21 protein-coding genes are annotated in these 22,176 nt (G+C 64.1%); 12 read left to right on the top strand and 9 right to left on the bottom strand.

Annotation, left to right across the window (positions count from 1 at the left end; genetic code table 11):
* The first annotated feature begins 29 nt into the window (after nucleotides 1-29).
* The 5 genes from M1E02_RS19700 to M1E02_RS19680 are packed head-to-tail and all read left to right on the top strand — an operon-like array spanning nucleotide 30 to nucleotide 5,595.
* Nucleotides 30-1,007 (top strand): ABC transporter permease, encoded by a 978-nt coding sequence (locus M1E02_RS19700; RefSeq protein ID WP_479375864.1) that lies wholly within the window; start codon nucleotides 30-32, stop codon nucleotides 1,005-1,007.
* A 10-nt stretch (nucleotides 1,008-1,017) separates the two neighbouring features.
* Nucleotides 1,018-1,953, top strand: a complete 936-nt coding sequence (locus M1E02_RS19695) for an ABC transporter permease (RefSeq protein WP_479375863.1) — start codon at nucleotides 1,018-1,020, stop codon at nucleotides 1,951-1,953.
* Complete coding sequence (locus tag M1E02_RS19690; RefSeq protein WP_479375862.1) at nucleotides 1,950-2,912, top strand: ABC transporter ATP-binding protein; 963 nt, start codon at nucleotides 1,950-1,952, stop codon at nucleotides 2,910-2,912. Before M1E02_RS19695 ends, M1E02_RS19690 begins: the two co-directional genes overlap by 4 nt.
* Complete coding sequence (locus M1E02_RS19685; RefSeq protein WP_479375861.1) at nucleotides 2,909-3,979, top strand: ATP-binding cassette domain-containing protein; 1,071 nt, start codon at nucleotides 2,909-2,911, stop codon at nucleotides 3,977-3,979. Before M1E02_RS19690 ends, M1E02_RS19685 begins: the two co-directional genes overlap by 4 nt.
* Nucleotides 3,976-5,595 carry a glycoside hydrolase family 32 protein gene (locus tag M1E02_RS19680; RefSeq protein ID WP_479375860.1) on the top strand — a complete coding sequence of 540 codons (1,620 nt, stop codon included), beginning with the start codon at nucleotides 3,976-3,978 and terminating at the stop codon, nucleotides 5,593-5,595. The genes M1E02_RS19685 and M1E02_RS19680 overlap by 4 nt, the downstream gene beginning before the upstream one ends.
* Before the next feature lie 42 nt (nucleotides 5,596-5,637).
* Here the strand turns inward: M1E02_RS19680 and M1E02_RS19675 are convergent, their stop codons facing one another.
* Both M1E02_RS19675 and M1E02_RS19670 read right to left on the bottom strand, forming a co-directional pair.
* A complete protein-coding gene (locus M1E02_RS19675) occupies nucleotides 5,638-5,907 on the bottom strand; it encodes a hypothetical protein (RefSeq protein WP_479375859.1) in 270 nt (89 codons plus the stop codon).
* Between the two features lie 80 nt (nucleotides 5,908-5,987).
* The gene (locus M1E02_RS19670) at nucleotides 5,988-6,374 is read right to left on the bottom strand and encodes a DNA-directed RNA polymerase subunit alpha C-terminal domain-containing protein (protein ID WP_479375858.1); all 387 of its coding nucleotides are present in this window, start codon (nucleotides 6,372-6,374) and stop codon (nucleotides 5,988-5,990) included.
* A 114-nt stretch (nucleotides 6,375-6,488) separates the two neighbouring features.
* Between M1E02_RS19670 and M1E02_RS19665 the strand changes: the two genes are divergently transcribed.
* Complete coding sequence (locus tag M1E02_RS19665; RefSeq protein ID WP_479375857.1) at nucleotides 6,489-6,887, top strand: Hpt domain-containing protein; 399 nt, start codon at nucleotides 6,489-6,491, stop codon at nucleotides 6,885-6,887.
* 71 nt (nucleotides 6,888-6,958) lie between these two features.
* Nucleotides 6,959-7,504, top strand: a complete 546-nt coding sequence (locus tag M1E02_RS19660) for a DinB family protein (RefSeq protein ID WP_479375856.1) — start codon at nucleotides 6,959-6,961, stop codon at nucleotides 7,502-7,504.
* Between the two features lie 38 nt (nucleotides 7,505-7,542).
* On the opposite strand, the gene M1E02_RS19655 is transcribed toward M1E02_RS19660, so the two are convergent.
* Nucleotides 7,543-8,745 carry a PucR family transcriptional regulator gene (locus tag M1E02_RS19655; protein WP_479375855.1) on the bottom strand — a complete coding sequence of 401 codons (1,203 nt, stop codon included), beginning with the start codon at nucleotides 8,743-8,745 and terminating at the stop codon, nucleotides 7,543-7,545.
* A gap of 99 nt (nucleotides 8,746-8,844) precedes the next feature.
* Between M1E02_RS19655 and M1E02_RS19650 the strand changes: the two genes are divergently transcribed.
* From M1E02_RS19650 to M1E02_RS19640, 3 genes are all read left to right on the top strand, one after another.
* On the top strand, nucleotides 8,845-9,951 hold the full coding sequence (locus M1E02_RS19650; protein WP_479375854.1) for a ferredoxin reductase: 1,107 nt from the start codon (nucleotides 8,845-8,847) through the stop codon (nucleotides 9,949-9,951).
* 12 nt (nucleotides 9,952-9,963) lie between these two features.
* On the top strand, nucleotides 9,964-11,148 hold the full coding sequence (locus tag M1E02_RS19645; RefSeq protein ID WP_479375853.1) for a fatty acid desaturase family protein: 1,185 nt from the start codon (nucleotides 9,964-9,966) through the stop codon (nucleotides 11,146-11,148).
* 131 nt (nucleotides 11,149-11,279) lie between these two features.
* On the top strand, nucleotides 11,280-12,701 hold the full coding sequence (locus M1E02_RS19640; RefSeq protein ID WP_479375852.1) for a GH1 family beta-glucosidase: 1,422 nt from the start codon (nucleotides 11,280-11,282) through the stop codon (nucleotides 12,699-12,701).
* Here M1E02_RS19640 and radA read toward each other — a convergent pair.
* On the bottom strand, nucleotides 12,694-14,067 hold the full coding sequence (gene radA, locus M1E02_RS19635; protein WP_479375851.1) for a DNA repair protein RadA: 1,374 nt from the start codon (nucleotides 14,065-14,067) through the stop codon (nucleotides 12,694-12,696). The two genes, M1E02_RS19640 and radA, sit on opposite strands and share 8 nt — an antisense overlap.
* A gap of 185 nt (nucleotides 14,068-14,252) precedes the next feature.
* Here radA and M1E02_RS19630 point away from each other — a divergent pair, with 185 nt between their 5' ends.
* Nucleotides 14,253-15,473 carry an MFS transporter gene (locus M1E02_RS19630; RefSeq protein WP_479375850.1) on the top strand — a complete coding sequence of 407 codons (1,221 nt, stop codon included), beginning with the start codon at nucleotides 14,253-14,255 and terminating at the stop codon, nucleotides 15,471-15,473.
* Here the strand turns inward: M1E02_RS19630 and M1E02_RS19625 are convergent.
* Complete coding sequence (locus tag M1E02_RS19625) at nucleotides 15,470-16,606, bottom strand: FUSC family protein (protein ID WP_479375849.1); 1,137 nt, start codon at nucleotides 16,604-16,606, stop codon at nucleotides 15,470-15,472. The two genes, M1E02_RS19630 and M1E02_RS19625, sit on opposite strands and share 4 nt — an antisense overlap.
* A gap of 83 nt (nucleotides 16,607-16,689) precedes the next feature.
* The gene (locus M1E02_RS19620) at nucleotides 16,690-18,339 is read right to left on the bottom strand and encodes an FAD-binding dehydrogenase (protein ID WP_479375848.1); all 1,650 of its coding nucleotides are present in this window, start codon (nucleotides 18,337-18,339) and stop codon (nucleotides 16,690-16,692) included.
* Between the two features lie 132 nt (nucleotides 18,340-18,471).
* Here M1E02_RS19620 and M1E02_RS19615 point away from each other — a divergent pair, with 132 nt between their 5' ends.
* Nucleotides 18,472-19,413 carry a proline dehydrogenase family protein gene (locus tag M1E02_RS19615; protein ID WP_479375847.1) on the top strand — a complete coding sequence of 314 codons (942 nt, stop codon included), beginning with the start codon at nucleotides 18,472-18,474 and terminating at the stop codon, nucleotides 19,411-19,413.
* Between the two features lie 38 nt (nucleotides 19,414-19,451).
* Here M1E02_RS19615 and M1E02_RS19610 read toward each other — a convergent pair whose 3' ends face one another.
* From M1E02_RS19610 to hpaD, 3 genes are read right to left on the bottom strand one after another with little or no spacing between them, the layout of a single operon-like run.
* Entirely contained in the window at nucleotides 19,452-20,261 is an 810-nt protein-coding gene (locus M1E02_RS19610; protein WP_479375846.1) for an HpcH/HpaI aldolase family protein, read from the bottom strand.
* The gene (hpaH, locus tag M1E02_RS19605) at nucleotides 20,246-21,031 is read right to left on the bottom strand and encodes a 2-oxo-hept-4-ene-1,7-dioate hydratase (RefSeq protein WP_479375845.1); all 786 of its coding nucleotides are present in this window, start codon (nucleotides 21,029-21,031) and stop codon (nucleotides 20,246-20,248) included. Before hpaH ends, M1E02_RS19610 begins: the two co-directional genes overlap by 16 nt.
* 2 nt (nucleotides 21,032-21,033) lie before the next feature.
* Complete coding sequence (gene hpaD / locus M1E02_RS19600; RefSeq protein ID WP_479375844.1) at nucleotides 21,034-22,131, bottom strand: 3,4-dihydroxyphenylacetate 2,3-dioxygenase; 1,098 nt, start codon at nucleotides 22,129-22,131, stop codon at nucleotides 21,034-21,036.
* Nucleotides 22,132-22,176 lie beyond the last annotated feature (45 nt).

Genomic DNA, 22,176 nt, shown 5'->3' with positions numbered 1-22,176 from the left:
ATTGCCGCAATACCTGAATGGAGGAAACCGTGCGCTTTATCCTGCGCCGACTGGGTTTCTACCTGATCGCCTTCTGGGCATCCATCACCTTGAACTTCCTGCTCCCGCGCTTCATGCCCGGTGACCCCGTCTCGCGCATGTTTGCCCGTACCCAGGGCAAGATGCAGCCTGAACAGATCGACGCACTGCGTAGGCTGCTCGGTGTGGACGACCGTCCCATCTGGGAGCAGTACGTCGACTATCTGCACAACATTGTCACGGGCAACATGGGCGTCTCCATCTCCCGTTTCCCCACTCCGGTCACCGAGGTTATCTCGTCCCAGATCGGCTGGACCCTCCTGCTGGGTGGTACCGCGCTGGTGATTGCCGCCGTCGTGGGCAACCTGCTGGGCATCCTCGCGGCCTGGCGACGCGGCGGGGTGATCGATTCGGCGCTGCCGCCGGTGCTGGTGTTCATCGGCTCGTTCCCGTACTTCTGGCTCGCGATGGGTGCGCTGTACTTGTTCGGCGTGGTGCTGGGCTGGTTCCCGATCCGCCACGCCTTCACGGACGGATTGGAGCCCGCGTTTACCTGGGAGTTCATCGGCGACGTCGGTGCTCACCTTGTACTGCCGGCCTTGACGATTGTGCTGGTATCCATAGGCGGCTGGATGTTGGGCATGCGGAACACCATGATCGCCACGAATTCGGAGGATTACATCACCATGGCCGAGGCCAAGGGTCTCCGGCCGGGCCGGATCATGCTCCGTTATGCGGCGCGGAACGCCATGCTGCCGTCGGTCACGAGCTTCGGCATGGGGCTGGGCTTTGTGGTGGGTGGTGCGCTGCTCACCGAGGTGGTGTTCGCCTACCCCGGTGTTGGCTACCAGCTCCTCAACGCAGTCCAAGGCCTCGACTACCCGCTCATGCAGGGCCTCTTCCTGACCATCACCGCCGCCGTGCTGTTGGCAAACTTCCTGGTGGACATCCTCTACGTCCGCCTCGACCCGCGCGTGCGCAGCAACTGAGGGATCCATCATGACAACCGCAATCCTGAAGCAGCCCACTGAGCCCGTTCAGCCCACAGCTGCCCGCAAGCCGAACCGCAGTTTCGTCCACGGACTTATCACCAACAAGAAGGCCCTGGTGGGCATGATCGTGATGCTCGTGTTCATCGCGCTTGCTTTGCTGGCCCCTGTGCTGTTCCCCGGAGACCCGTCGCGGATCACCGCGATGGCCTCGCTTGAACCGTCTCCCGAGCACTGGCTAGGCACCACGGCCAAAGGCCAGGACGTGCTTGCCCTGACTGTCCACGGCTCACGCAGTTCCCTGTTCGTTGGGCTGACTGTGGGCTTCGCGTCCACCTTCATCGGCATTTTAGTGGGCTTGGCCTCGGCGTACTTTGGCAAGTTCATTGACGAAGCACTGTCCCTGGTGACCAATGTGTTCCTGCTCCTGCCCGGACTGCCGCTTCTTGTCATCCTGGCCGCGTTCCTGCCGCCGGGTCTGGGAACAGTGATCCTGGTCCTCGTGGTCACCGGCTGGGCCGGGTCCGCACGTGTTTTGCGCTCCCAGGCGCTGTCCATCCGCTCAAAGGACTTTGTGGCCGCGGCCGTGGTGTCCGGAGAACGGGCGGGCCGGATCATGTTCCGCGAGATCCTGCCGAACATGGCCTCAATCGTCATGGGTACGCTGCTGGCCTGCGTGATCTACGGCATCGGCGCCCAGGCAGGGCTGGAGTTCCTTGGCTTGGGTGACGTCAGCACCATCTCCTGGGGCAACAACCTCTTCTGGGCCGGCAACGAGGGGGCCCTGCTGACCGGCAGCTGGTGGGTCTTTGTTCCCTCGGGCGTCTGCATCGCGCTGGTCGCCTTCGCACTGGCGCTCATCAACTACGCCGTGGACGAGGTCACCAACCCCCGCCTGCGAAAGATCAAAGCCCCAAAAATTACCGAAAGGAGCGCCGCAAAGTGACAGTCTCCCAAGTTTCCTTCGGCTCCCACGAGCCCGTCCTCGAGGTCAAGAACCTCACCGTCAAGTACATCGGTGACACCCGCTCCACCACCGCCGTCGACCGTGTTTCCTTCAGCATCGGCACCGGTGAGGTGTTCGGGCTGGCCGGTGAGTCAGGCTGCGGAAAGTCCACCATCGCCAACTCGATCATGCGGCTCCTGAAGGATCCCGCCAAGATCGCAGGCGGCAGCATCTCCTTCGGCGGCAAAGACGTCCTCGCCATGAGCCCGGAGGAGCTGCGGCGCTTCCGCTGGCAGGACGTTGCCATGGTGTTCCAGTCGGCCATGAACTCGCTGAACCCCGTGCTGACAATCGGCGAGCAGATCGTGGATATTTTCACCACCCATGCGGGTTATTCGCGCAAAGAATCGCTGCGCCGGGCCGGTGAGTTGCTCGAATTGGTGAGGATCGACTCCGCACGCCTCAAGTCCTACCCGCACCAGCTCTCGGGCGGTATGCGCCAGCGTGCGGTGATCGCCATGGCTGTGGCGCTCAAACCGTCCCTTTTGATCCTGGACGAACCCACCACCGCGCTGGACGTGGTGGTGCAGCAGGAGATCATGGGCCAAATCAAGGAACTCCAGCGCGAACTGGGCTTCTCCGTCCTCTTTATCACCCACGACATGTCCCTCATGGTGGAGCTCTCGCACCGCATGGCCGTTATGTACGGGGGCCGGGTCGTGGAGACTGCCAAGGCCCAGGACGTCTACACCAACCCCCGCCACCCCTACACTCAGGCCCTGATGAGTGCGTTCCCGCCGCTCACCGGCCCGCGGGTTCCGCTGACGGGACTGCCCGACGGCGTGAAGTTCAGGAACATCCCGGACCTTACCGAAGCAGCACCCGGCCATTTCGTGGCACCTGTCAGTGCCGAAGCTGCAGCGGCCGGCACCGCCATCATGGAAGGAGCCGCACGATGAGTCACGTTGTACTGTCATCCCAGCGCCCCTCCGCCAACACCGAAGCTCCGGCCCTCGAGGTCCGCGGACTGGGAAAGTCTTTCCCAATAGGTGGTTTATTCTCCCGGAATTCCGTGCGGGCCCTGCACGGCGTGGACCTGACCATTGGCCGCGGCGAAATCGTGGCCCTCGTGGGAGAGTCCGGGTCAGGTAAAAGTACCCTGGCCCGGTGCGTTGCCCGGCTGGAAAAGCCGGGCTCCGGCCAGATCCTGATTGACGGCGTCGACGTCCTCAAACGCGACCGCTTCCAGGCATCCCGGGCCTTCCGCTCGCAACTGCAGATGGTCTTTCAGGATCCCTTCGGCTCGCTGAACCCTGCCCATAGAGTGGAGCACTTCCTGCGGAGGTCGCTGGCGATCCACCGGAAGGGCGGCAGCTCCGAGACAGAGACGCAGCAGCGGCTCGAGGAGCTTATGACCACCGTGGGCCTGCAGGCCGACATGCTGAACTCCTACCCGCACGAGCTCTCCGGCGGGCAGCGTCAGCGCGTCGCGATTGCCCGGGCCCTTGCCGTGGAACCACAGGTCATCCTCGCCGACGAACCCACCTCCATGCTGGATGTGTCGGTCCGGATCGGCGTGTTGAACCTGATGCGCAAGCTCCGCGATGAGCAGGGAATCTCCATGCTCTACATAACGCACGACCTCGCCTCTGCCCGCTACCTCGCTGACCGGACGGCGGTCATGTTCGCGGGAGAGCTTGTTGAAGAAGGGGAGTCCCTGGACCTCCTGGCCAACCCTGCCCACCCCTATACGCAACTACTGGTCTCAGCCGTCCCGGATCCGTCCCGGGCTGGCTCCTACGATCCCGTCCGCCGTGCCGAGCTGCGGCAGGCTGTGATGGCTTCGACCACCTGCATGTTCGACGGCGACCCAAACCAGGCCTGCTCGGCCGAGGAACCCGTTCGCCACCGCGTTGGCGACCCGGAAAACAGTCACTGGGTGCGCTGCCACCTATACCGCCCGCAGGCTGGTGCCGGCGGCCATGCCCTGGCAACTGAACCTACCGACAACAAAGCTTCAGCATGACTGAACTAATGCACCCCCTGGCCACGGTGCCTCGAGACGAACTCGTCGCCCGGGCGGAAGCTGACCCGCTCCGGCCCCGCTTCCACTTTGTATCCCCGGCCGGTTGGCTGAACGACCCCAACGGAGTTTCGCAGTGGGACGGGACCTACCACCTCTTCTACCAGTACAACCCCGAGGGCGCCTTCCATCACCGCATCCAGTGGGGCCATGCAACCAGCACGGATCTGGTTACCTGGAAGGACCAGCCTGTGGCGCTGTCTGCGGGCGGTCCGGACAGCGCCGACGCTGACGGTTGCTGGTCCGGGGTTTTGGTGAACGACGGCGGTACGCCCACCATCGTCTACTCCGGCCGGCACGGGGAGCATGAGTTGCCTTGTGTCGCGATCGGGAGCCCGGACCTGCTCAGCTGGACCAAGTTGGCCGGGAACCCTGTGATAGCGGCACCCCCTGCCGACGTCGACATCACCGCCTACCGTGACCACTGCGTCTGGGAGGAGGGAGGCCGCTGGCGGCAACTGGTCGGCTCAGGCATCCGCGGGCGCGGCGGAACGGCGTTCCTGTACGAATCGGAGGATCTGCGGAGCTGGGAGTACATCGGTCCGCTCTGCATCGGCGACTCGTCCCAGGGCGCCCGCACCGACCCGGACTGGACGGGCACCATGTGGGTATGCGTGGATCTGTTCCGTGCCGACGGCGGTGCTCCTGGTCAGGTGCCGGACGCCTCGGGCGGTTTAGACGGTGCTCCAAGCCCTTTGGGCGCGGATTCACATGTGCTGGTCTTCTCGGCTTGGGACGACGGCGTCACGCACCATCCGCTCTATTGGACAGGGCGATACTCGGACGACGGGTACAAGCTGCACGCCCTGTACCGGCTGGACTACGGGGGCCGCTATTTCTACGCACCGCAGTCGTTCCAGGACGAGTCGGGCCGCCGGATCATGTTCGGATGGCTGCAGGAGGGCCGCGACGCGGATACCTGCGTGGAAGCGGGATGGTCGGGAGTGATGAGCCTCCCACGGGTTGTCTCGCGAGACGCTGACGGTTCCCTGTTCTTCGCCCCCGTGCCCGAGGTTGCTGCGCTCCGCCGTGAGCACGTCAGTGTGACGCCGACAGTGATGACGGCACCCACGCTGGGAGCAGGTCTCCTACCCGGCGTTTCGGGCCTCCAACTGGACCTGGAGCTGGAGCTGGAACTGGACCCCGGCGCCGTCGTCCGCCTGGGCGTGCTGGAGACGAGGGATGCCGACGGAACGGCGGTGGAGCAGACCGCCGTCGAGCTTTCCCGCGAGGATGCCAGCGAAAGCAGCGGTGCGGCGCCGAACCAGGGCACACTGCGGCTGAACCGGACCCGGAGCAGCCTCGAAGACGACGTTGACACCGAGGTCCGGGAGGGGCCGGTTCCCATGCCTGGCGGGCGGGTTTCGCTGCGTGTCATCGTGGACCGTTCCGCCGTCGAGATTTTCGCCAACGGCAAACCCCTCACTGCACGCGTGTATCCCCGGCTTGGCGGAGGGGGTGTCAGCCTCAACGCCTTCGAAGGAACAAGCCGCGTAGTCCGCTTCGATGCGTGGTCCATGGGGGAAATCTTCGGCAGCGAGCGCCGGCTCTTTCCCTGAACCTAGCGCCCTTGCTGGAAGTTCATCCCTTGACGCAAACCGTTACGCGGGAAGATCTCTCGAAACTTCCGCGGCACGGTCTCCTGCCGGTGTGTTCACCAGCCAGCAGATGTTCTGCAGCATCTCGAAGGAGAAAGGAAGAGTGTCATCGGGCCACACCGCCTCGATCCAGGCAATGATCGCCGCGGGAGCATCCGGCCAAGGACGATGGCTGCTGCCAATCATGTCCCCAACGGTGTGGAGCCCCGCTTGAAGAGCCGCAGCGAGTTCCCCGATGACCTCTGCCCGCAGTTTAGAGCCATCAGGGCTCATACGGGACTAACGTCCCTTAGCCCGGATCGTGACATTAAGCGGTAGCCAGGGAAGTCAGGCTGTAAAAATTGAATCGCCGATCAGGAACGGGAGCCGGAGACCAGCCAAGCGTGGTGGTTCACTACATGTCGGCCGTCCCTCGTCGGATACCTGGTGTAACCGGAATCGGCGGCGAGGCTCAGCCCATCGCCTGCAAGAGCCGCAATGATCACCGTCATGGACGTTGCTCCCAAACCCCTGACTTCACTCAGCAAATCTTCTTCCGACCGGGCGATGAGCTGCCCCACTGTTCTGATGCCGTGCCGCAGTAGTGCGTTTTGCACCCGCCCAGGCAGGAAGAGGAGAGCGACCGGACGCTGACGCTGCAGTTCGGCTTGCCGGATCAGCTGTAATTCCATGTCTGGCTGACCGCCCTGCCCGCCATTCGTGACGTGGAATTCCTCGATTGGCAGCGTGGTCTTCGTCACGATTTCCTCCCAGCCACGTTGTAATAGCGTCGGATTGACGAAACATGATCCGGCGCGCCCCAAACTACTCAACCCTGGCGAGCACATCTCGCAATGACTATGGAGAAACGCCACGTGAGAAAGCCTCATATCGGAAAGCCACCCCTCGTATCCTGGACGGTCCAATCAACGTTGCGCGATGACGTCGCAGATCCGGCCGCACACACAGATTTCATCCGTACCTACGCGGACATGTGGCCCGGAAGATATAGTCGGCTGGCCCACGCAGTCCACGTTCGTGATTGGGACCAAGCTATGGACGCTGCACTGAGCCTCAGGTCCTCCAGCGAAATGTTGGGCGCCGTGAACCTTGCCAGATTGGCCTTGGCCGTGGAGCAGGCAATCCGCAGCAGGCAGCTTCATGCCGCCGGAATGCTGTTGCCTGGATTAAAGTCATGCGGCGAGGACACGATGTCCGTTCTCCTCCGGGGCTCTCCGTCCGCAGGGCAGGAACACACCGGAAACCGTTCATAGCTCAGTCGTAAGTTAGTCGCGCCATTGTCCGGGCACATGTCTACTGCCGGGTTGCAGGTAGGCTCCGAACCATGACTGATATCACCATCGACGAACAGGGTCGCCCAGAACCTCCTTTGGCAGCCGACGAGGCAGGGACCCTTCTAGGATTCCTGGATTTCCAGCGCGCTACGCTGGCCTGGAAATGTTCAGGGCTCGATTCCGACGGACTCAGTGCAACTGTTGCTCCATCGTCGCTGACGCTGGGCGGGCTCCTGAAGCATCTGGCGTATGTAGAGGACGTGTGGTTCTCGGAGTCCCTGTTCGGCCGGGAGCTGCAGCCGCCCTGGGACAGTGTGGACTGGGACGAGGGCCGGGACTGGGAGTGGCGTTCGGGTGCCATGGACTCCCCTGAGCAGATCCGTACATTCTGGCAGGAGGCTGTGGACCGGTCCCGCTCCCTCACAAGCGAGGCATTGGCCAACGGAGGGCTGGACCAGCTGGCGCGGCGTCCCTGGCCGGACGGGACAGCCCCCAGCCTGAGATGGATCCTTGTTCACATGATCGAGGAGTACTCACGGCACAACGGTCACGCTGACTTCATCCGTGAATCCATAGATGGTCTTACAGGGGAGTAGAAACCCGCTCCTGCCCGGTTAGGACACTTCTCCCGCGTTCAGCGGCGCCCTGCATGCAGGGCCAGCTCCAGCTCGAAGCGTGCATTGGGGTCCTCAAGGTCCTCGCCGAACAGCTCGCGGAGCTGGGCGGCGCGGTATCCCACCGTCTGCGGGTGGATACCGAGCTCAGCGGCGACCGGGCCTCGCTGGCCCCAATGCCGCAGCCAGGACAGGAGCGTCTCGGCCAACCGTTCGCGTTGGGCCGGGCGCAAGGCTTCCAAGGGGGCCAGCCGCCGGTTTGCGAGTTCAGCAATCGCCGACGGTTCGGAGCCCAGGATGATCTTGGAGAGGTGCTCGTCGGCCCATACAGGACCTTCCTCCGGCCCATCGCGCGGTGGCAACACCGAGGCAGCCAGAACAGCCAGTCGCAGGGAATCGGGCACCTTTTCCCAGCCGACGGCGGGCCCAACCGCGGCAGAGCGCCCACGCAGCGCGTTTTGCAACTGCCCCCGGCTGGCCTGGGAGTTGCGGGAGGGAACCAGCGCCACAACGTCAGTTTCGCGCTCCACCACCAGGGTCCCTGCGCCGAGTTGCAGCCGCAGCCCGGCGGTACGGTCAAGTGGCATGGTGACCACCCTCAGCTCCTCAGGAATGGCCCAGTCCGCCATGGAGGCCTTCTGCCGCAACGCAGCTTCATCGGCCTGGCCGGACAACAGGAGTTCCAACAGTTCGGTGCGCCGCCGTTCCACCGCCCCGGCGCGCTCAGACTGTTCAAACGCGAACGCCTCAGCGCTCACGGCGGACAGTTCATCAATGTACGCGAGGATGGATTCGCCTAGGGCCACAACCACGTTCAGCCCGAGATCCCGGTCCATCGAGATCCTCGACATCTCGCGGAAGGTCACCCTGGCGCTCATGCGATACGCGCTGAGGAGGGCGTCCATGCTCCTGCCCTGCCGGAACTCCCCGCTTCCCAGGCCGGCAACCAACTGCCTGCTTTCCTCGGACAGCGCAGGAAGTCTGGTACCGGGGAGCTGTAGGAACCGGTCGAGAGCGGCTCCCACTCCGCGCCGCAGCCCGCGGCCGAAGCGGCCTTCAATGGGGCGCGCGTAAGCAGGCACCAGCTGGGGTACGGACTCGATAATGGCCTCAACAATGCCGGGCATCAGAGGCCGCAGTATTTCGCTGACTTCCACCGGGAGCTCCAGCCAGGGAGGTTCATGGGCCGGGGTGGCTTGACTCTTCTTGGAGGGATAGTTCATGAGAGACTTCCATAAGTTGTTTCGGGGGAACAGTTTAGAACGTTCGATCGTATTCCCTGGGAGAAGTAATATGCCTCGTTCCGACATAAGCTTAGGTCTATGATCCGGCTCCGTAAGCTGGCGCGCGCCGCATCTCTGTTCACAACCCCGCTGGCTCCAGAAGACTTCCTGGCGCTATTCAACCCTGTTTTCTCTACGCGACAACTTCGTGGCGTGGTTACCAGGGTGGTTCCGGAGACCGCCGATTCCGCCACAATTTTCTTCCGTCCCGGCCGCGGCTGGCAGGCCCACAAGGCCGGCCAGTGGGCCCGCATCGGCGTCGAGCTTGATGGTGTGTTCCATTGGCGCTCGTATTCGCTCAGTGCTCCCGCCGGGCAGGACCCTGCCATTACCGTGTCCGACGTCGGGGCGGTATCCGGAGCGCTGGTCCGCAACACCAAGCCCGGCGACGTCCTCTTCCTGGCCCCGCCGCAGGGCGATTTCGTGCTCCCCGAGCACCCCCGGCCGCTCCTGATGCTCACCGCCGGAGCGGGAATCACCCCCGTGATGTCCATGATCCGCACGCTGGTGCCGCACCGCCCTGATTCCGACGTCGAACTCATTCATTCGGCGAGGACGCCTGCGGACAGCATCTTCCGGGAGGAACTGGCTGAACTTGCGGACCAGTTCCCGAATTTGAAGGTTACGCACTGGTTCACCAGCGAACGCGGCAGGTTCGACTTCAGCTCGTCCAAAGAGCTGGATGCACTTTGCCCGGACTGGCGCAGCCGTGCCGCCTACGCCTGTGGGCCCGAGGGCTTCCTGGACGATGCCGAGTCGCTGTGGTCCGCCGAGGCTGCTACTGCCGCCAAGAATGGAGGCACGTCCCCCGAGGGGCCTTTTGCCGCCGATCCGGTGAACCTCATCATTGAACGCTTCACCACCAGCCTGGCCGGAGGTGACGGGCACGACGGCGGACTGGTCACCTTTGAGGCCTCGGACCGCGAAGTCGAGGCCGACGGCGCCACTCCTCTTCTCGACGTCGGCGAAGACGCCGGCCTGCTGATGCCCAGCGGATGCCGCATGGGTATTTGCCACAGCTGTCTCATTCCACTGCGCGCAGGTCACGTCCGTGACCTCCGCACCGGTGAAGTCCATGGCGAACCGGGCCAACTGATCCAGACGTGTGTTTCGGCAGCCGCCGGACCCGTTAACCTCGACATCTGAGGAGCAACACTGATGACAACTGTTTCAAATCGCACCCACGAGGCAACGGCAGCCGGAGCTCCGGCAGCCGCCAAAACGCGCCCCGGCGCGCTGGCAACAAGCGGCAGCCCTCTGGTGCGCCCGCCCGCTGCAGCGCACCTCACCGACGAACAGGTGGCGGAGCTGGGCCGGGAACTCGACGCCATCAAGGACGACATCCTCGGCAAACGCGGAAGTTCGGATGCCGACTACATCCGCCGGATGATCAAAATCCAGCGCGCCCTCGAGATCTCGGGCAGGGCAGCCCTCCTCTTCAGCAAGAACAAGAAGGCCTGGGTGGCGGGTACCACGCTGCTCAGCTTCGCCAAGATCCTGGAAAACATGGAGCTCGGCCACAACATCCTGCACGGCCAGTGGGACTGGATGCGGGACCCGGACATCCACTCCACCACCTGGGAATGGGACTTTGTCACCCCGGCTCGCTCCTGGCAGCACACGCACAACGACCTCCACCACCGCTGGACCAACGTGGTGGGCAAGGACAACGACGTCGGATACAACCTCCTGCGCATGGACGCCGACCAGGAATGGAAGCCGTTCAACCTGGGCAACCCGCTGTACAACGCGCTCCTGGCACCCGTCTTCGAGTGGGGCATCGCCATCTACGACCTCGAACTCGCTGACTACCAGGAGGGGAAGAAGACCAAGGAAGCCCTGATGCGGGACCTCAAGGCCCTTGGGAAAAAGGCGCTGAAGCAGTTCACCAAGGACTACGCCGCTACCCCCGCCGCAGCCATGCTCACCGGTTCAGGCAAGCAGGCGCTCTACGGCACCCTCACAGCCAACGCCGTCCGCAACGTCTGGGCCCACGCAGTGATTTTCTGCGGCCACTTCCCCGACGGTGCGGACACCTTTACCGAGGAAATGGTGGAAGGCGAGACCCGTGGCGACTGGTATGTGCGCCAGATGATCGGTTCCGCCAACATCTCAGGTTCCAAGTTCATGCACCTCATGACCGGCAACCTGTCGCACCAGATCGAGCACCACCTCTTCCCTGACCTTCCGTCAAACAGGTACTCAGAGGTGGCTCCGAAGGTCCAGGAGATCTGCAAGCGCTACAACCTTCCGTACACCACCGGCCCGCTGCTCAAGCAGGTCGGATCCTCGTGGGCAAAGGTCTTCAAGCTGGCTGTGCCGGGTAAGGCCAAGACAGCTTAATTCACTCTTTGAGGCCCCGGTTGCTCATGAAAAACGCGCAACCGGGGCCTTTTTATGCCGCCTTCACGCCGGCTTCAGATCACGCCATGGAGGCTCTGGCAGCCCCGACGGGATCGTGGAACACTGGGCGAATGGCAATCAGCTCAAACGCACAGTCATGGCCAAAGGACTTCATCTGGGGATCGGCCACTGCGGCAGCCCAAATCGAGGGCGCCGGGCATGAGGACGGGAAAGAAGACTCCGTCTGGGACGCCTTCGCCCGCCTTCCCGGTGCAATCGCCCACGGCGACAACCTGGAAAGGGCCGTTGACCACTACCACCGGATGCCGCAGGACGTGCAGCTGATGAAGGAGCTGGGGCTTGATTCCTATCGGTTCTCCACCAGCTGGGCCCGGGTGCGGCCCGGTGACCGCTTCACCAACACCAAAGCCCTTGATTTCTACTCCAGGCTGGTGGACGAATTGCTGGAGGCGGGAATCCTCCCCTGGCTGACTTTGTACCACTGGGACCTGCCGCAGGCGCTGGAGGACCAGGGCGGGTGGGCCAGCAGGGACACCGCCTACCGCTTCGTGGAGTACGCCAACGACGTCTACGCCGCCCTCGGTGACAGGGTCCAGCACTGGACAACCTTTAACGAACCGTTCTGCTCGGCCCTGCTTGGCTACGGCTCAGGTGTGCATGCGCCAGGGCGGCAGGAACCACGAGCTGTCGTTGCAGCTGTCCACTATCAGCACCTGGCTCACGGGCTTGCCCTCGATGAGCTGCGCCGGCAGGGAGCCCAGCACTTGGGCATCACCCTCAATCTGAGCAACTCCATTCCCCGGGATCCCAATGATCCGGTGGACCTGGATGCCGCCCGGCGCTTCGATTCACTGCAGAACCGCATTTTCCTTGATCCCCTGCTCCGCGGGGCGTATCCGGAGGACACTTTGCGGGACCTGGCACCCTTCGGGCTCCCGGAGCTGATCCACCCCGGAGACATGAAGCTCATTGGGGCCCCGCTCGATTTCCTCGGCGTGAATCACTACCACGACGACCTCGTCAGCGGGCACCCTGACGAGCCGAACATTGATGGCCACTCCGGAGGTGCGGAGCGGAAGGCTGCCTCACCCTGGGTGGGTTCGGAAGACATCACGTTCCCCAGCAGGGGCCTGCCCCGGACAGCGATGAACTGGGAAGTAAACCCCGACGGCCTCCGCCACCTGCTGGTCAGGCTGGGCAAGGAATACCCGTCCCTGCCGCCGCTGTACGTTACCGAGAACGGTGCAGCATATGAGGACACTCTCAGCCCTGACGGGAAAATCCATGACGTGGAGCGCACCAACTTCATCCTGGACCATATTGAAGCGATGAGGCAGGCCATGGAACAGGGGGCTGACGTCCACGGATACTTTGTCTGGTCGCTCCTGGACAACTTTGAGTGGTCCTACGGGTACGGAAAGCGCTTTGGCATCGTGCGCGTGGACTACGACACCATGGAGCGCACCATCAAAGACAGCGGGCTCGCGTACGCCCGCCACATTGCCGCCGCAAAGGGCCAGTCAGTCAGCTGATCAGCAACCCCAGTGCCTCGGTCAGGTGGCCCACTTCCCGGACGGAGAAACCAGCCGGCACCGTGCCCGGCCCGTTGGGGCTCAGCGGGACCACTGCGTGGGTGAAGCCGAGCCGGTGGGCCTCGTGGATACGCTGGTTGATTCCGGGGACGGGGCGGACCTCACCGGCGAGGCCCACTTCGCCGAACGCAATGAGTCGCTGGGGGAGCGGCTTCTTGGCCTTGGCCGAGGCGACCGCCAGGGCGATGGCCAGGTCAGTGGCAGGTTCGCTCAGCTTCACCCCGCCCACCGTGGCCACGTAGGAGTCGTCCTTGTGCAGCAGGCAGCCGGCCCTCTGCTGAAGAACAGCAAGGAGCATTGCCACCCGGGAACTGTCCAGCCCGCTGGTAGCCCGGCGCGGCTGTGAATTGGCGCTCTCGGCCAACAATGATTGGACCTCGGCCAGCAGGGGACGCCTGCCCTCCATGGTCACCGTTATGCAGGTACCGGAAACAGGGTCCTTGGTCCGCGTGACAAAAAGACCGCTGGGATCGGCAAGGCCCATGATGCCGTCCTCGGTCAGGTCGAAGCAGCCGACGTCGTCAGTGGGGCCGTACCGGTTTTTGACGGCCCGCAACAGCCTGAGCCGCGAATGGCGCTCGCCTTCGAACTGGCAGACGACATCCACCAGGTGCTCCAGGAGACGGGGGCCCGCAATGGAGCCATCCTTGGTGACGTGGCCTACCAGGAGGGTGGTCATGTTGCGCCGCTTGGCTGCGGCGATGATGGACGCCGCCACCTCGCGGACCTGGGAAACCCCGCCCGAGCTCCCCTCGACGTCGGCACTGCTGAGGGTCTGGACCGAATCGACCACCAACAGCCGGGGTTCCACCTTCTCCACCTGGCCCAGGGCCTGGCCGAGGTCGGTTTCCGCGGAGAGATACAGTGAATCCGCAACAGCATCGATCCGCTCCGCCCGGAGTTTTACCTGGGCGGCGGATTCCTCACCGGTGACGTAGAGGACGTCCTGGCCGCTGCGCGCGAACTTGGCTGCAACGTCCAGCAGGAGGGTGGACTTTCCCACGCCGGGCTCTCCCGCGAGCAGGATCACCGCTCCGGGAACCAGCCCCCCGCCCAGCACGCGGTCCAGCTCGTCAACACCCGTCGGCAGAAAAGCGGCCGTGGTGGCATCCACCTCAGCGATCCGGCGGGCCGGCTCCAACACTGTGGACGCCGCCGTCGTACGCGCAACAGCGGCGCCGGTCTCCTCAACCGTTCCCCAGGCCTGACATTCGCCGCAACGCCCCACCCACTTCACGGTGGTCCAGCCGCATTCGGCGCACTTATAGGCCGGGGCTTTGGACGCCCGGGAAGTCTTGGTTGCCATGGGTACACAGTAGCCGCGGGGACGGACAGGATTGTCCCCGGCTACACGGCACCGCGGTGTCGCTGCGGCAGTTCACTGCGTTCCGTAATGCTGGTATTGCCCGTTGACCTTGCCTCTCAGCCCCGGATAGTTTGGATTGTAAGCATACTTATTAAGCAATCCTGCAAGCCGGAATTGAACTGAACGTGACCCTGAAAGCGACGGCGAAAGCCCCCTCCACAACAGGAACGCTGCCGCTTGCAGCCATGCTCGTCCTGGCAGCCATTGGCTTCACAGCCATCACAACAGAACTCCTGCCGTCGGGATTGCTTCCGCAGATGGCCAAGGACTTCAACGTAGGCGAATCGCAGGTTGGCTTCCTGACAGTGGCCTATGCAGGGATTGTGGTGGTCACAGTAGTGCCGATGGCCCAGCTGTGTGCACGCCTGCCGCGGCAGGCGCTGATGCTGGGCCTGGTGGTGACATTCGCCCTGAGCAACGTGCTGCTTGCCCTCAGCCCCGAATTTTCTGTAGCCGTGGCGGCCCGCCTTATCGGCGGTGTTGCGCACGGACTCCTGTGGTCCACCATGGCTCCGTACATCAAAGCGCTGGTGCCGGAGCATATGCTGGGACGGGCCATGGCCGTTGTGTTCAGCGGGAACAGTCTTGGCCTTGCCGTCGGCGCACCGGTGGGAACGGCGCTGGGAGCCTGGGTGGGCTGGCGAACGTCCTTCCTGGTCATGGCTGCGACGGGAGCCGTGCTGGCTCTGCTGGCCCTCTGGCTGCTTCCAGCGGTGGCAGGCAGCCGCAAGGGGCAGCGGCCGTCAGTGCTGGGGGCCATCCGCCAGCCCGGCGTGAAATCCGTGACAGTGGCCTGGCCTTTGATGCTCTTCGCCCGCTTTGCAATCTTCACCTACATTGCGCCCTTCATTCTGGCTGCGGGACTCCCTGCACAAGCCATCAGCATCTCCCTCTCCGTGGTGGGGGCAGCCAGCTTTGCCGGGCTCTGGATTGCCGGATTGACTGTTGACTCCCGGCCCCGACGTTCCCTGATCGCAGCCGCAGGAACCGTGGTGGTGGCCTGCCTGCTCCTGCCGTGGGCGGGAACCACCCTGCCCGGCGTCTATTCTCTGATGGCAGTCTGGGGAGCGGCCCTTGGCGCCTGCGGCATCTACAACCAGGCGGCAATCCTGAAGGCAGGAAAGGAACACAGCGACGCCGCCAATTCACTGATGGTGCTGGCCACCCAGTTGGGGATCGCCGTCGGAGCTGCTTATGGCGGGCTAGCGTTGTCCGTGGCCGGGCCGCTGCTGGTTCCCGTCGCAGCGGCGCTGCCCGCCGCCGTCGCGCTTGTTGCGGTGATAGCCGGGCGCAAGGCAGGCTACCCGCCCGGCCCGAAAGAAGGGCGGGAAGGAAACCGGCGCTAGCTCTCGTCCTGCAATGGCGGCAGGAGGTCCCGGGCTTCCTTCGAGTCGATCCCGGTGGCCTCGAGCAGGTCAACCATAAGCGGGCGGAAGAGCATCACCACTGTTTCGCCTTCCAAGCGATCGACGTCGAGCATCCGGGGGTGCAGCCTTCCGGCGACGTAGCTCAGATCCTTACGGGCGGCGCGCAAATGGGCCCGACGAACGCCGTCGTGCACCTCGCCAAGACCCAACGAGAGTTCATCGATGGCGTCCGCCGTTTCCCGCAGCACTTCAGCGAGGTTCTCCGTTGCGTCATCAGACAGGGCGGCATGGTTGATGGCACTTGTGAGGCGCCGCGCGAACACCCGGCTGTTACGGAGGGCGAGGTCGATGTAGTCCAGTGATTGTTCCAGCCGGTCCAGCTCATCGCGATGCCTGCGGTAGGCCGGAGCCAAAGTTGCTACTTCGCCGGAAGCCCGGAGGGTCTGGCGCATGGCATCCACCAGCGGCTGGCAGTTGCGGCCCCGAACCAGGGCATGCCAGGCCTGGGTGGAGTCGCTGTAGGTCAGGGCAGAGGCGCACTCCCGCAGCACCTCGGCCAGTTCATGCAGCAGCTTCCGGACGTCCTTCCGCGGTTCACGGCGCGGATCCTTGGGCACCAGGATTGTCACCAACAAGGCAAAAAGCCCACCCACCACGGCGTCCAGGCTCCGGGTAAATGGCCCTCCCGCGGGCGCCGGCAGCAGCACCACCAGCAGGGATTGCAGCCCCATCTGGGTGGTGAAGATGTTGCCGCCGTCCAGGAATCTTGCCAGCAGGATGGAGACGAAAAGTACGACGGCGGCCACCCAGATATCGCCGCCCAGCCAGTGGAGGAGCAGATCACCGACGGCGATGCCAATGGTGCAGCCCAGCCCTACCTCCACCACCCTGCGCAGCCGTGGCTCGCGTGAGAAACCGAGGGCAATCAATGAGGATGTCGCCGCGAACAAGGGTCCCGAATGGCCCAGGACATACTCGGCAAAGGCGTACGCGCCCACCGCACACACCGTCATCTGGAGGGCAGGGACCAGCGAGTTCTTGCTCCTGACCAGACCGGTCCGGGCCCGGCCGCGGAGGAATCGTCTGCTTGCGGATATTCCAGTGACGGCCATGGTCTCCAGTCTATTTGTTTCGTCGGACGCCCAATGGAACTGGACCGCCTACCGAATTTGCCCCAAGCCTGAGCACACGTGCTTCAGACGGTAGCGTCCGCAATTGCCCGTCCAGCCTGGCGGCCCGAGAAGATGCAGCCGCCCAGGAAGGTGCCTTCCAATGAACGGTAGCCATGGACACCGCCGCCGCCGAAGCCGCTGGCCTCTCCCGCAGCGTACAGGCCGGGGAAGGGAGCCCCGCCGGCCCCCAGCACCTGCCCGGACAGATCCGTCTCCAGGCCCCCGAGTGTCTTGCGGGTGATGACGTGCAAACGGACAGCAATGAGCGGACCGGCCTTCGGACCGAGGATCTTGTGAGGGGCGGCGGTGCGTGAGATCCTGTCGCCGCGGTACCTGCGGGCATTGTGGATGGCGGAAACCTGCCCGTCCTTGGTGAAGGCGTTGTCCATCTCCCGGTCGCGGGCCACCACTTCACGGCGGATGTCCTCGACGTCGAGCAGGGGAGGGTCGGTCAGGGCGTTCATCCCGGCCACGAGTTCGTCGAGGGTGGCGGCGACGACGAAGTCCTCGCCGTGCTGCTTGAAGGCCTCGACTGGTCCGGGGGCGCCTGGCCGGATCCGGCTGAGGGTTAGCGGAATGGACTTGTTCGTCAAATCCGGATTCTGCTCCGAACCCGAGAGGGCAAACTCCTTCTCGATGATCTTCTGGGTCAGGATGAACCAGCTGTGGTCATGCCCGGTGGTCCGTAGATGGGCAAGGGTGCCGAGGGTGTCGAAGCCAGGGTAGAGCGGTACCGGCAGGCGCTTGCCTGTGGCGTCGAACCACAGTGAGGACGGGCCGGGCAGGATCCGGATCCCATGACCGGCCCAGATGGGGTTCCAGTTCTTCACGCCTTCCACGTAGTGCCACATCCGGTCCGCGTTGATGATGTTCCCGCCGGCGTCCTGGGCGATCTGCAGCATTCTGCCGTCCACGTGCGCGGGGACGCCGGTGATCATGTGCTCCGGGGCATTGCCCAGGCGGGCAGGCCAGTTTTTGCGCACCAGTTCGTGGTTGCCTCCGATGCCGCCCGAGGTGACCAGGACTGCCTGCGCTGAGAGGTCGAACTCTCCAACTTCCAGCCGGGAGCTGGCCGAGCCCCGGGCGGCGGTGCTCGGTTCCAGGACTGCGCCCTTGACGCCGGTCACGACGCCGTCGGTCACTGTGAGCTCGTCCACCCGGTGCCGGAATGCGAAGGTCACCAGACCCTGTGCGGCAGCCTCCCGTACCCGGCGCACGAAGGGCGCCACTACGTCCGGGCCGGTACCCCAGGTGACGTGGAAGCGGGGGACGGAGTTGCCGTGCCCGATTGCTCCGTATCCGCCGCGTTCCGCCCAGCCGACCAAAGGAAAGAAGCGTAGGCCCTGCGCATGCAGCCAGGACCGCTTCTCTCCGGCGGCGAAGTCCACATAGGCTTCCGCCCATTTTCGTGGCCAGTGGTCCTCGGCCCGGTCAAAGCCAGCCGTCCCCATCCAGTCCTGCAGAGCCAGCTCGCGTGAATCCTTGATTCCCATCCTGCGCTGCTCCGGCGAATCAACCAGGAACAAGCCTCCCAGGGACCAAAACGCCTGCCCGCCGAGATTAGTCTCCGGCTCCTGGTCCAACAGAATCACCCGGCGGCCGGCGTCGGCCAGCTCGGCGGTGGCCACCAGGCCGGCAAGTCCTGCTCCCACGACAATTACGTCTGCATCCATGAGGGAGAGCGTATTTCACTGACCTTCACATGATCGTCACTGGCTGACCAAGGCCAGGGTTTTCTTTAGGATCGGATAGTCGCTGATCGGAAAAGCGCTGCTCGGTACGTAGCGCAAGAGGAAGGGGTTTCTGTGGGAGATTCCACGCGGGAGAAAGCGGCAGATGTGCTGCGGAAGTGGGCTTTGGATGAGGAACTGAAGCGACGGGTGATGTCGTCCGCGCCCTTGGCCTCTGTTGCGCAGAAGATCGCGGCGGACTACTCGGCGGGAGAGACGGTCCGGGATGCCATTGAAACTGCCAAACAAAGTATGGCCCGAGGCCATCTGATCAGCCTGGAGTATGCAGGCGAAAGCGTACGGGACGCCGGGGTTGCAGAGGCCGAGACCGCAGTATTCCTGGACCTGATTTCCGCGTTGCAGCAGGCGAATATAGCCGGCACAGTGTCCTTTGACCTCTCGCACCTCGGTTCCCTTGTCAGTCCGGCACTCGCTTTGGAGAACGCGCGACGGATGGCAGATGCCTTGGCGTCCCTGGGGACGTCACTGATGATTTCTGCGGAAGGCTCTGACCGGACCGATCTGGTGCTTGACCTATACGAGTCCCTCAGGAACGAAAAGGCCGACGTCGGTATCACCCTCCAGGCCCGTTTGCACCGCAGCGAAAATGACCTTGAGCGTCTGCTGGAGCAGCCGGGGACCATCAGGCTCGTGAAGGGAGCATTCCTGGAACCGGAAGGGATCGCCTACCCGCGTGGCAGCGCTGATCTCCAGGAGAACTATCTTCGCCTTGCCAGCCGGATTATCGACGCCGGACATCCCTTCTCCATAGCGACGCATGACGCCGGGCTGATCGCTGAAATCCTCGACAGGCACCCCAACTTGAGGGAGGTGAAGAATCTCGAGTTTGAGATGCTTCTGGGGTTGGGCACGTCCACCCTCGACCATCTGCGCGATGAGGGCTTTACCACCCGGGAATATGCCATTTTTGGCGACGAATGGTGGCTCTACGTATTGAACCGCATCGCGGAGGTTCCGGAGCGGGTGTTCGACGCCATTATTGCGGCTGGCCGCTGACCACTACGCGCTTGAAAGCCCGCAGGTTCCATCTGCGGTCAATAACTTCCCGGTTCTTGGCCCTCGCCCGGTTTGATGAAGGTTGCGGCCAGGGCTTCGGAGCCGCGGGCCAGCAGTGCGACGTCGGCCCCCACCAGGATGAAGTTGGCGCCGTTGTCGAGGTAGTGGCGGGCGGTGTCGGGGTTGAAGGCGTTCACTCCGGCGGGTTTACCGGCCGCTTTCGCGGCTCCGAGGCAGTGTTCGACGGCGGCACGCACCTCGGGGTGTTCCTGCTGTCCCAGCAGGCCCATGGAGGCTGCGAGGTCGGAGGGGCCGAGGAAGATGGCGTCTACACCTTCGACGGCGAGGATATCCGCCACTGAATCCACTGCCCTTGTGGATTCGATCTGGACGGTGATGCTGATGGTTTCCGAGGCCCGGGCGAGGTAGTCCGGGATGCGGTTCCAGCGGGCGGCGCGGGCAAGGGCTGAGCCCACGCCGCGGACCCCGTGGGGAGGGTAGCGTGTGGCTGCGACGGCGGCCTCGGCCTCAGCTGCGGAGTTGACCATGGGGATCAGCAGGTTCTGGACGCCCAGGTCCAGGTACTGCTTGATGAGCACAGTGTCATTCACTGCCGGCCGGACCAGGGTGTGGACGGGGTAGCCGTGGGTTGCCTGGAGCTGGGCGAGGATGGATTCGAGGCCGTTCGGGCTGTGCTCGGCATCCACCAACAGCCAGTCGAGACCGGAGCCCGCGCAGAGTTCGGCGATCAGCGGGCTGCCGGAGCAGACCCACATGCCGGCCAGTGGCCTGTTGGCCGCGGCGAGAGCGTCCCGGAAGGTGTTGTGCGGTTCTAGTCGAAGCGGCATGTGACACTCCCCAGCGGTCCGTAGTCGGCATGGACGGTGTCCCCTTTATATACCCACAGGGGGCGGGTGAAGGAGCCGGCGAGGATGATGTCGCCGGCTTTCATGCTGTCTCCGTGGGCGGCGATTTTGTTGGCCAGCCAGTGGACGCCGTTGGCGGGGTGGTCCAGGACGCCCGCGGCGACGCCGGTTTCCTCTACGGTCTGGTTCTTGTAGAGGATGGCCGCTACCCAGCGGAGGTCGACGGCGTCGGGCTTGACCGGGCGGCCGCCGATCACCATGGCGCCCATCGCGGCGTTGTCCGCGATGGTGTCCACGATGGTCCGGCCTTCCATCTCAATCCGGGAGTCCAGGATCTCCAACGCCGGGACCACGTAGTCGGTGGCCTTCAGGACGTCGAAGATGGTGCAGCCCGAGCCTTTGAGCCCGTCCTTGAGGACAAACGCCAGCTCCACTTCCACCCGCGGATGGGTGTACTGGTCCCATTCCACCGAGCAGCCGGTTTCCAACACCATGTCATCGAAGATGGCGCCGTAGTCCGGCTCGGTGATCCCGGTAGCGGCCTGCATGGCCTTGGATGTGAGGCCGATCTTCCGGCCCACCAGCGTGCGTCCGGCATCCTCATTCCGGCGGCGCCACAGCTGCTGTACAGCGTAGGAGTCCTCCACTGTCATCTCGGGATAGCGGGCTGTCAGGCGGGGGACGGGAGTGCGCGAACGTCCGGCCTCCAGCAGTTCGTCGGCAATGGCCTCAATCGTCTTGGCATCCAGCATGACTAAAGCTGCGCTCCCAGTTTGAAGCCCGTCTTTTCCCCGGCTTCCGTATCACCGGAGCCGCTTTCCTTGCGGGTGTAGGAGAATCCGTCGGCGCCCACGGTGACAGCCATCTCGCTCTTTTCCTCGCGTTCGATCACGGGCTGCGGGTTGCCGTCCAGGTCCAGCACCAGGGACGCCTCGGTGTACCAGGACGGAACCACCGGGTTTCCCCACCAGTCGCGGCGCTGATTGTCGTGGACGTCCCAGGTGATGGTGGGGTTGTCCGGGTCGCCGGTGTAGTAGTCCTGGGTGTAGATCTCGATGCGGTGGCCGTCCGGGTCCAGGATGTACAGGTAGAACGCGTTGGATACCCCGTGCCGGCCGGGGCCGCGCTCGATCCTGTCGCTGATGCGCAGCGCGCCCATCTTGTCGCAGATCTGGATGATGTTGTGCTTCTCGTGCGTGGCGAACGCGACGTGGTGCATCCGGGGCCCGTTGCCGCCGGTGAGGGCGGTGTCGTGGACGGTCTGCTTGCGGTGCATCCACGCGGCGTACGTGACGCCGTCGGAGTCCTGGATGTCCTCGGAGACACGGAAGCCGAGGTCCTCGAGGTATTTACGGCCGCGGGGCACGTCAGGGGTGACCTGGTTGAAGTGGTCCAGACGCACCAGCTCGCCGGCGGAGTAGAGGTCGTAGCGTTGCGTGAGGCGTTCCACGTGCTGCACGTCGTAGAAGAACTCGTAGGGGAAGCCCAGCGGGTCCTCCACGCGGACGGAATCGCCGATCCCCTTGGTGAAGCCTTCCTTCCGGCGCTCAACCCGGCAGCCCAGCTCCTTGTAGTACGCCTCGGCGGCGTCCACCTCGGTGGGGGACTTCACCCGATAGGCAAACGCTGCGACGGCGGCAACGGGCCCCTTGCGCAGTACCAGGTTGTGGTGGATGAACTCCTCGAGGGAACGCAGGTAGATGGCGTTCTCATCTTCCTCGGTGACATGCAGGCCCAGCAGGTCCACATAGAACTCGCGGGACTTGGCCAGGTCAGTAACTACAATTTCCATGTAGGCGCAGCGGACGATATCCGGAGCCGGGACAGAAGGGGTGGGGACGAAATTTGTCATGGGATTCTCTCTTCTTCGAGGAGGTTTGGGGCGGCGGACGCAGAG

Source organism: Arthrobacter sp. Z5-13 (assembly GCF_056499105.1).
Note: the sequence above shows the minus strand (reverse complement) of the source record. Positions and strands in the feature narration are given on the sequence as shown.

Excerpts from the sequence above, each read along its gene's own strand:
- M1E02_RS19695 (WP_479375863.1), top strand. The coding sequence starts at position 1,018 with ATGACAACCGCAATCCTGAAGCAGCCCACTGAGCCCGTTCAGCCCACA.
- M1E02_RS19685 (WP_479375861.1), top strand. The coding sequence starts at position 2,909 with ATGAGTCACGTTGTACTGTCATCCCAGCGCCCCTCCGCCAACACCGAA.
- M1E02_RS19680 (WP_479375860.1), top strand. The coding sequence starts at position 3,976 with ATGACTGAACTAATGCACCCCCTGGCCACGGTGCCTCGAGACGAACTC.
- M1E02_RS19675 (WP_479375859.1), bottom strand. The coding sequence starts at position 5,907 with ATGAGCCCTGATGGCTCTAAACTGCGGGCAGAGGTCATCGGGGAACTC.
- M1E02_RS19660 (WP_479375856.1), top strand. The coding sequence starts at position 6,959 with ATGACTGATATCACCATCGACGAACAGGGTCGCCCAGAACCTCCTTTG.
- M1E02_RS19655 (WP_479375855.1), bottom strand. The coding sequence starts at position 8,745 with ATGAACTATCCCTCCAAGAAGAGTCAAGCCACCCCGGCCCATGAACCT.
- M1E02_RS19650 (WP_479375854.1), top strand. The coding sequence starts at position 8,845 with ATGATCCGGCTCCGTAAGCTGGCGCGCGCCGCATCTCTGTTCACAACC.
- M1E02_RS19645 (WP_479375853.1), top strand. The coding sequence starts at position 9,964 with ATGACAACTGTTTCAAATCGCACCCACGAGGCAACGGCAGCCGGAGCT.
- M1E02_RS19640 (WP_479375852.1), top strand. The coding sequence starts at position 11,280 with ATGGCAATCAGCTCAAACGCACAGTCATGGCCAAAGGACTTCATCTGG.
- radA (WP_479375851.1), bottom strand. The coding sequence starts at position 14,067 with ATGGCAACCAAGACTTCCCGGGCGTCCAAAGCCCCGGCCTATAAGTGC.
- M1E02_RS19625 (WP_479375849.1), bottom strand. The coding sequence starts at position 16,606 with ATGGCCGTCACTGGAATATCCGCAAGCAGACGATTCCTCCGCGGCCGG.
- M1E02_RS19620 (WP_479375848.1), bottom strand. The coding sequence starts at position 18,339 with ATGGATGCAGACGTAATTGTCGTGGGAGCAGGACTTGCCGGCCTGGTG.
- M1E02_RS19610 (WP_479375846.1), bottom strand. The coding sequence starts at position 20,261 with ATGCCGCTTCGACTAGAACCGCACAACACCTTCCGGGACGCTCTCGCC.
- hpaH (WP_479375845.1), bottom strand. The coding sequence starts at position 21,031 with ATGCTGGATGCCAAGACGATTGAGGCCATTGCCGACGAACTGCTGGAG.
- hpaD (WP_479375844.1), bottom strand. The coding sequence starts at position 22,131 with ATGACAAATTTCGTCCCCACCCCTTCTGTCCCGGCTCCGGATATCGTC.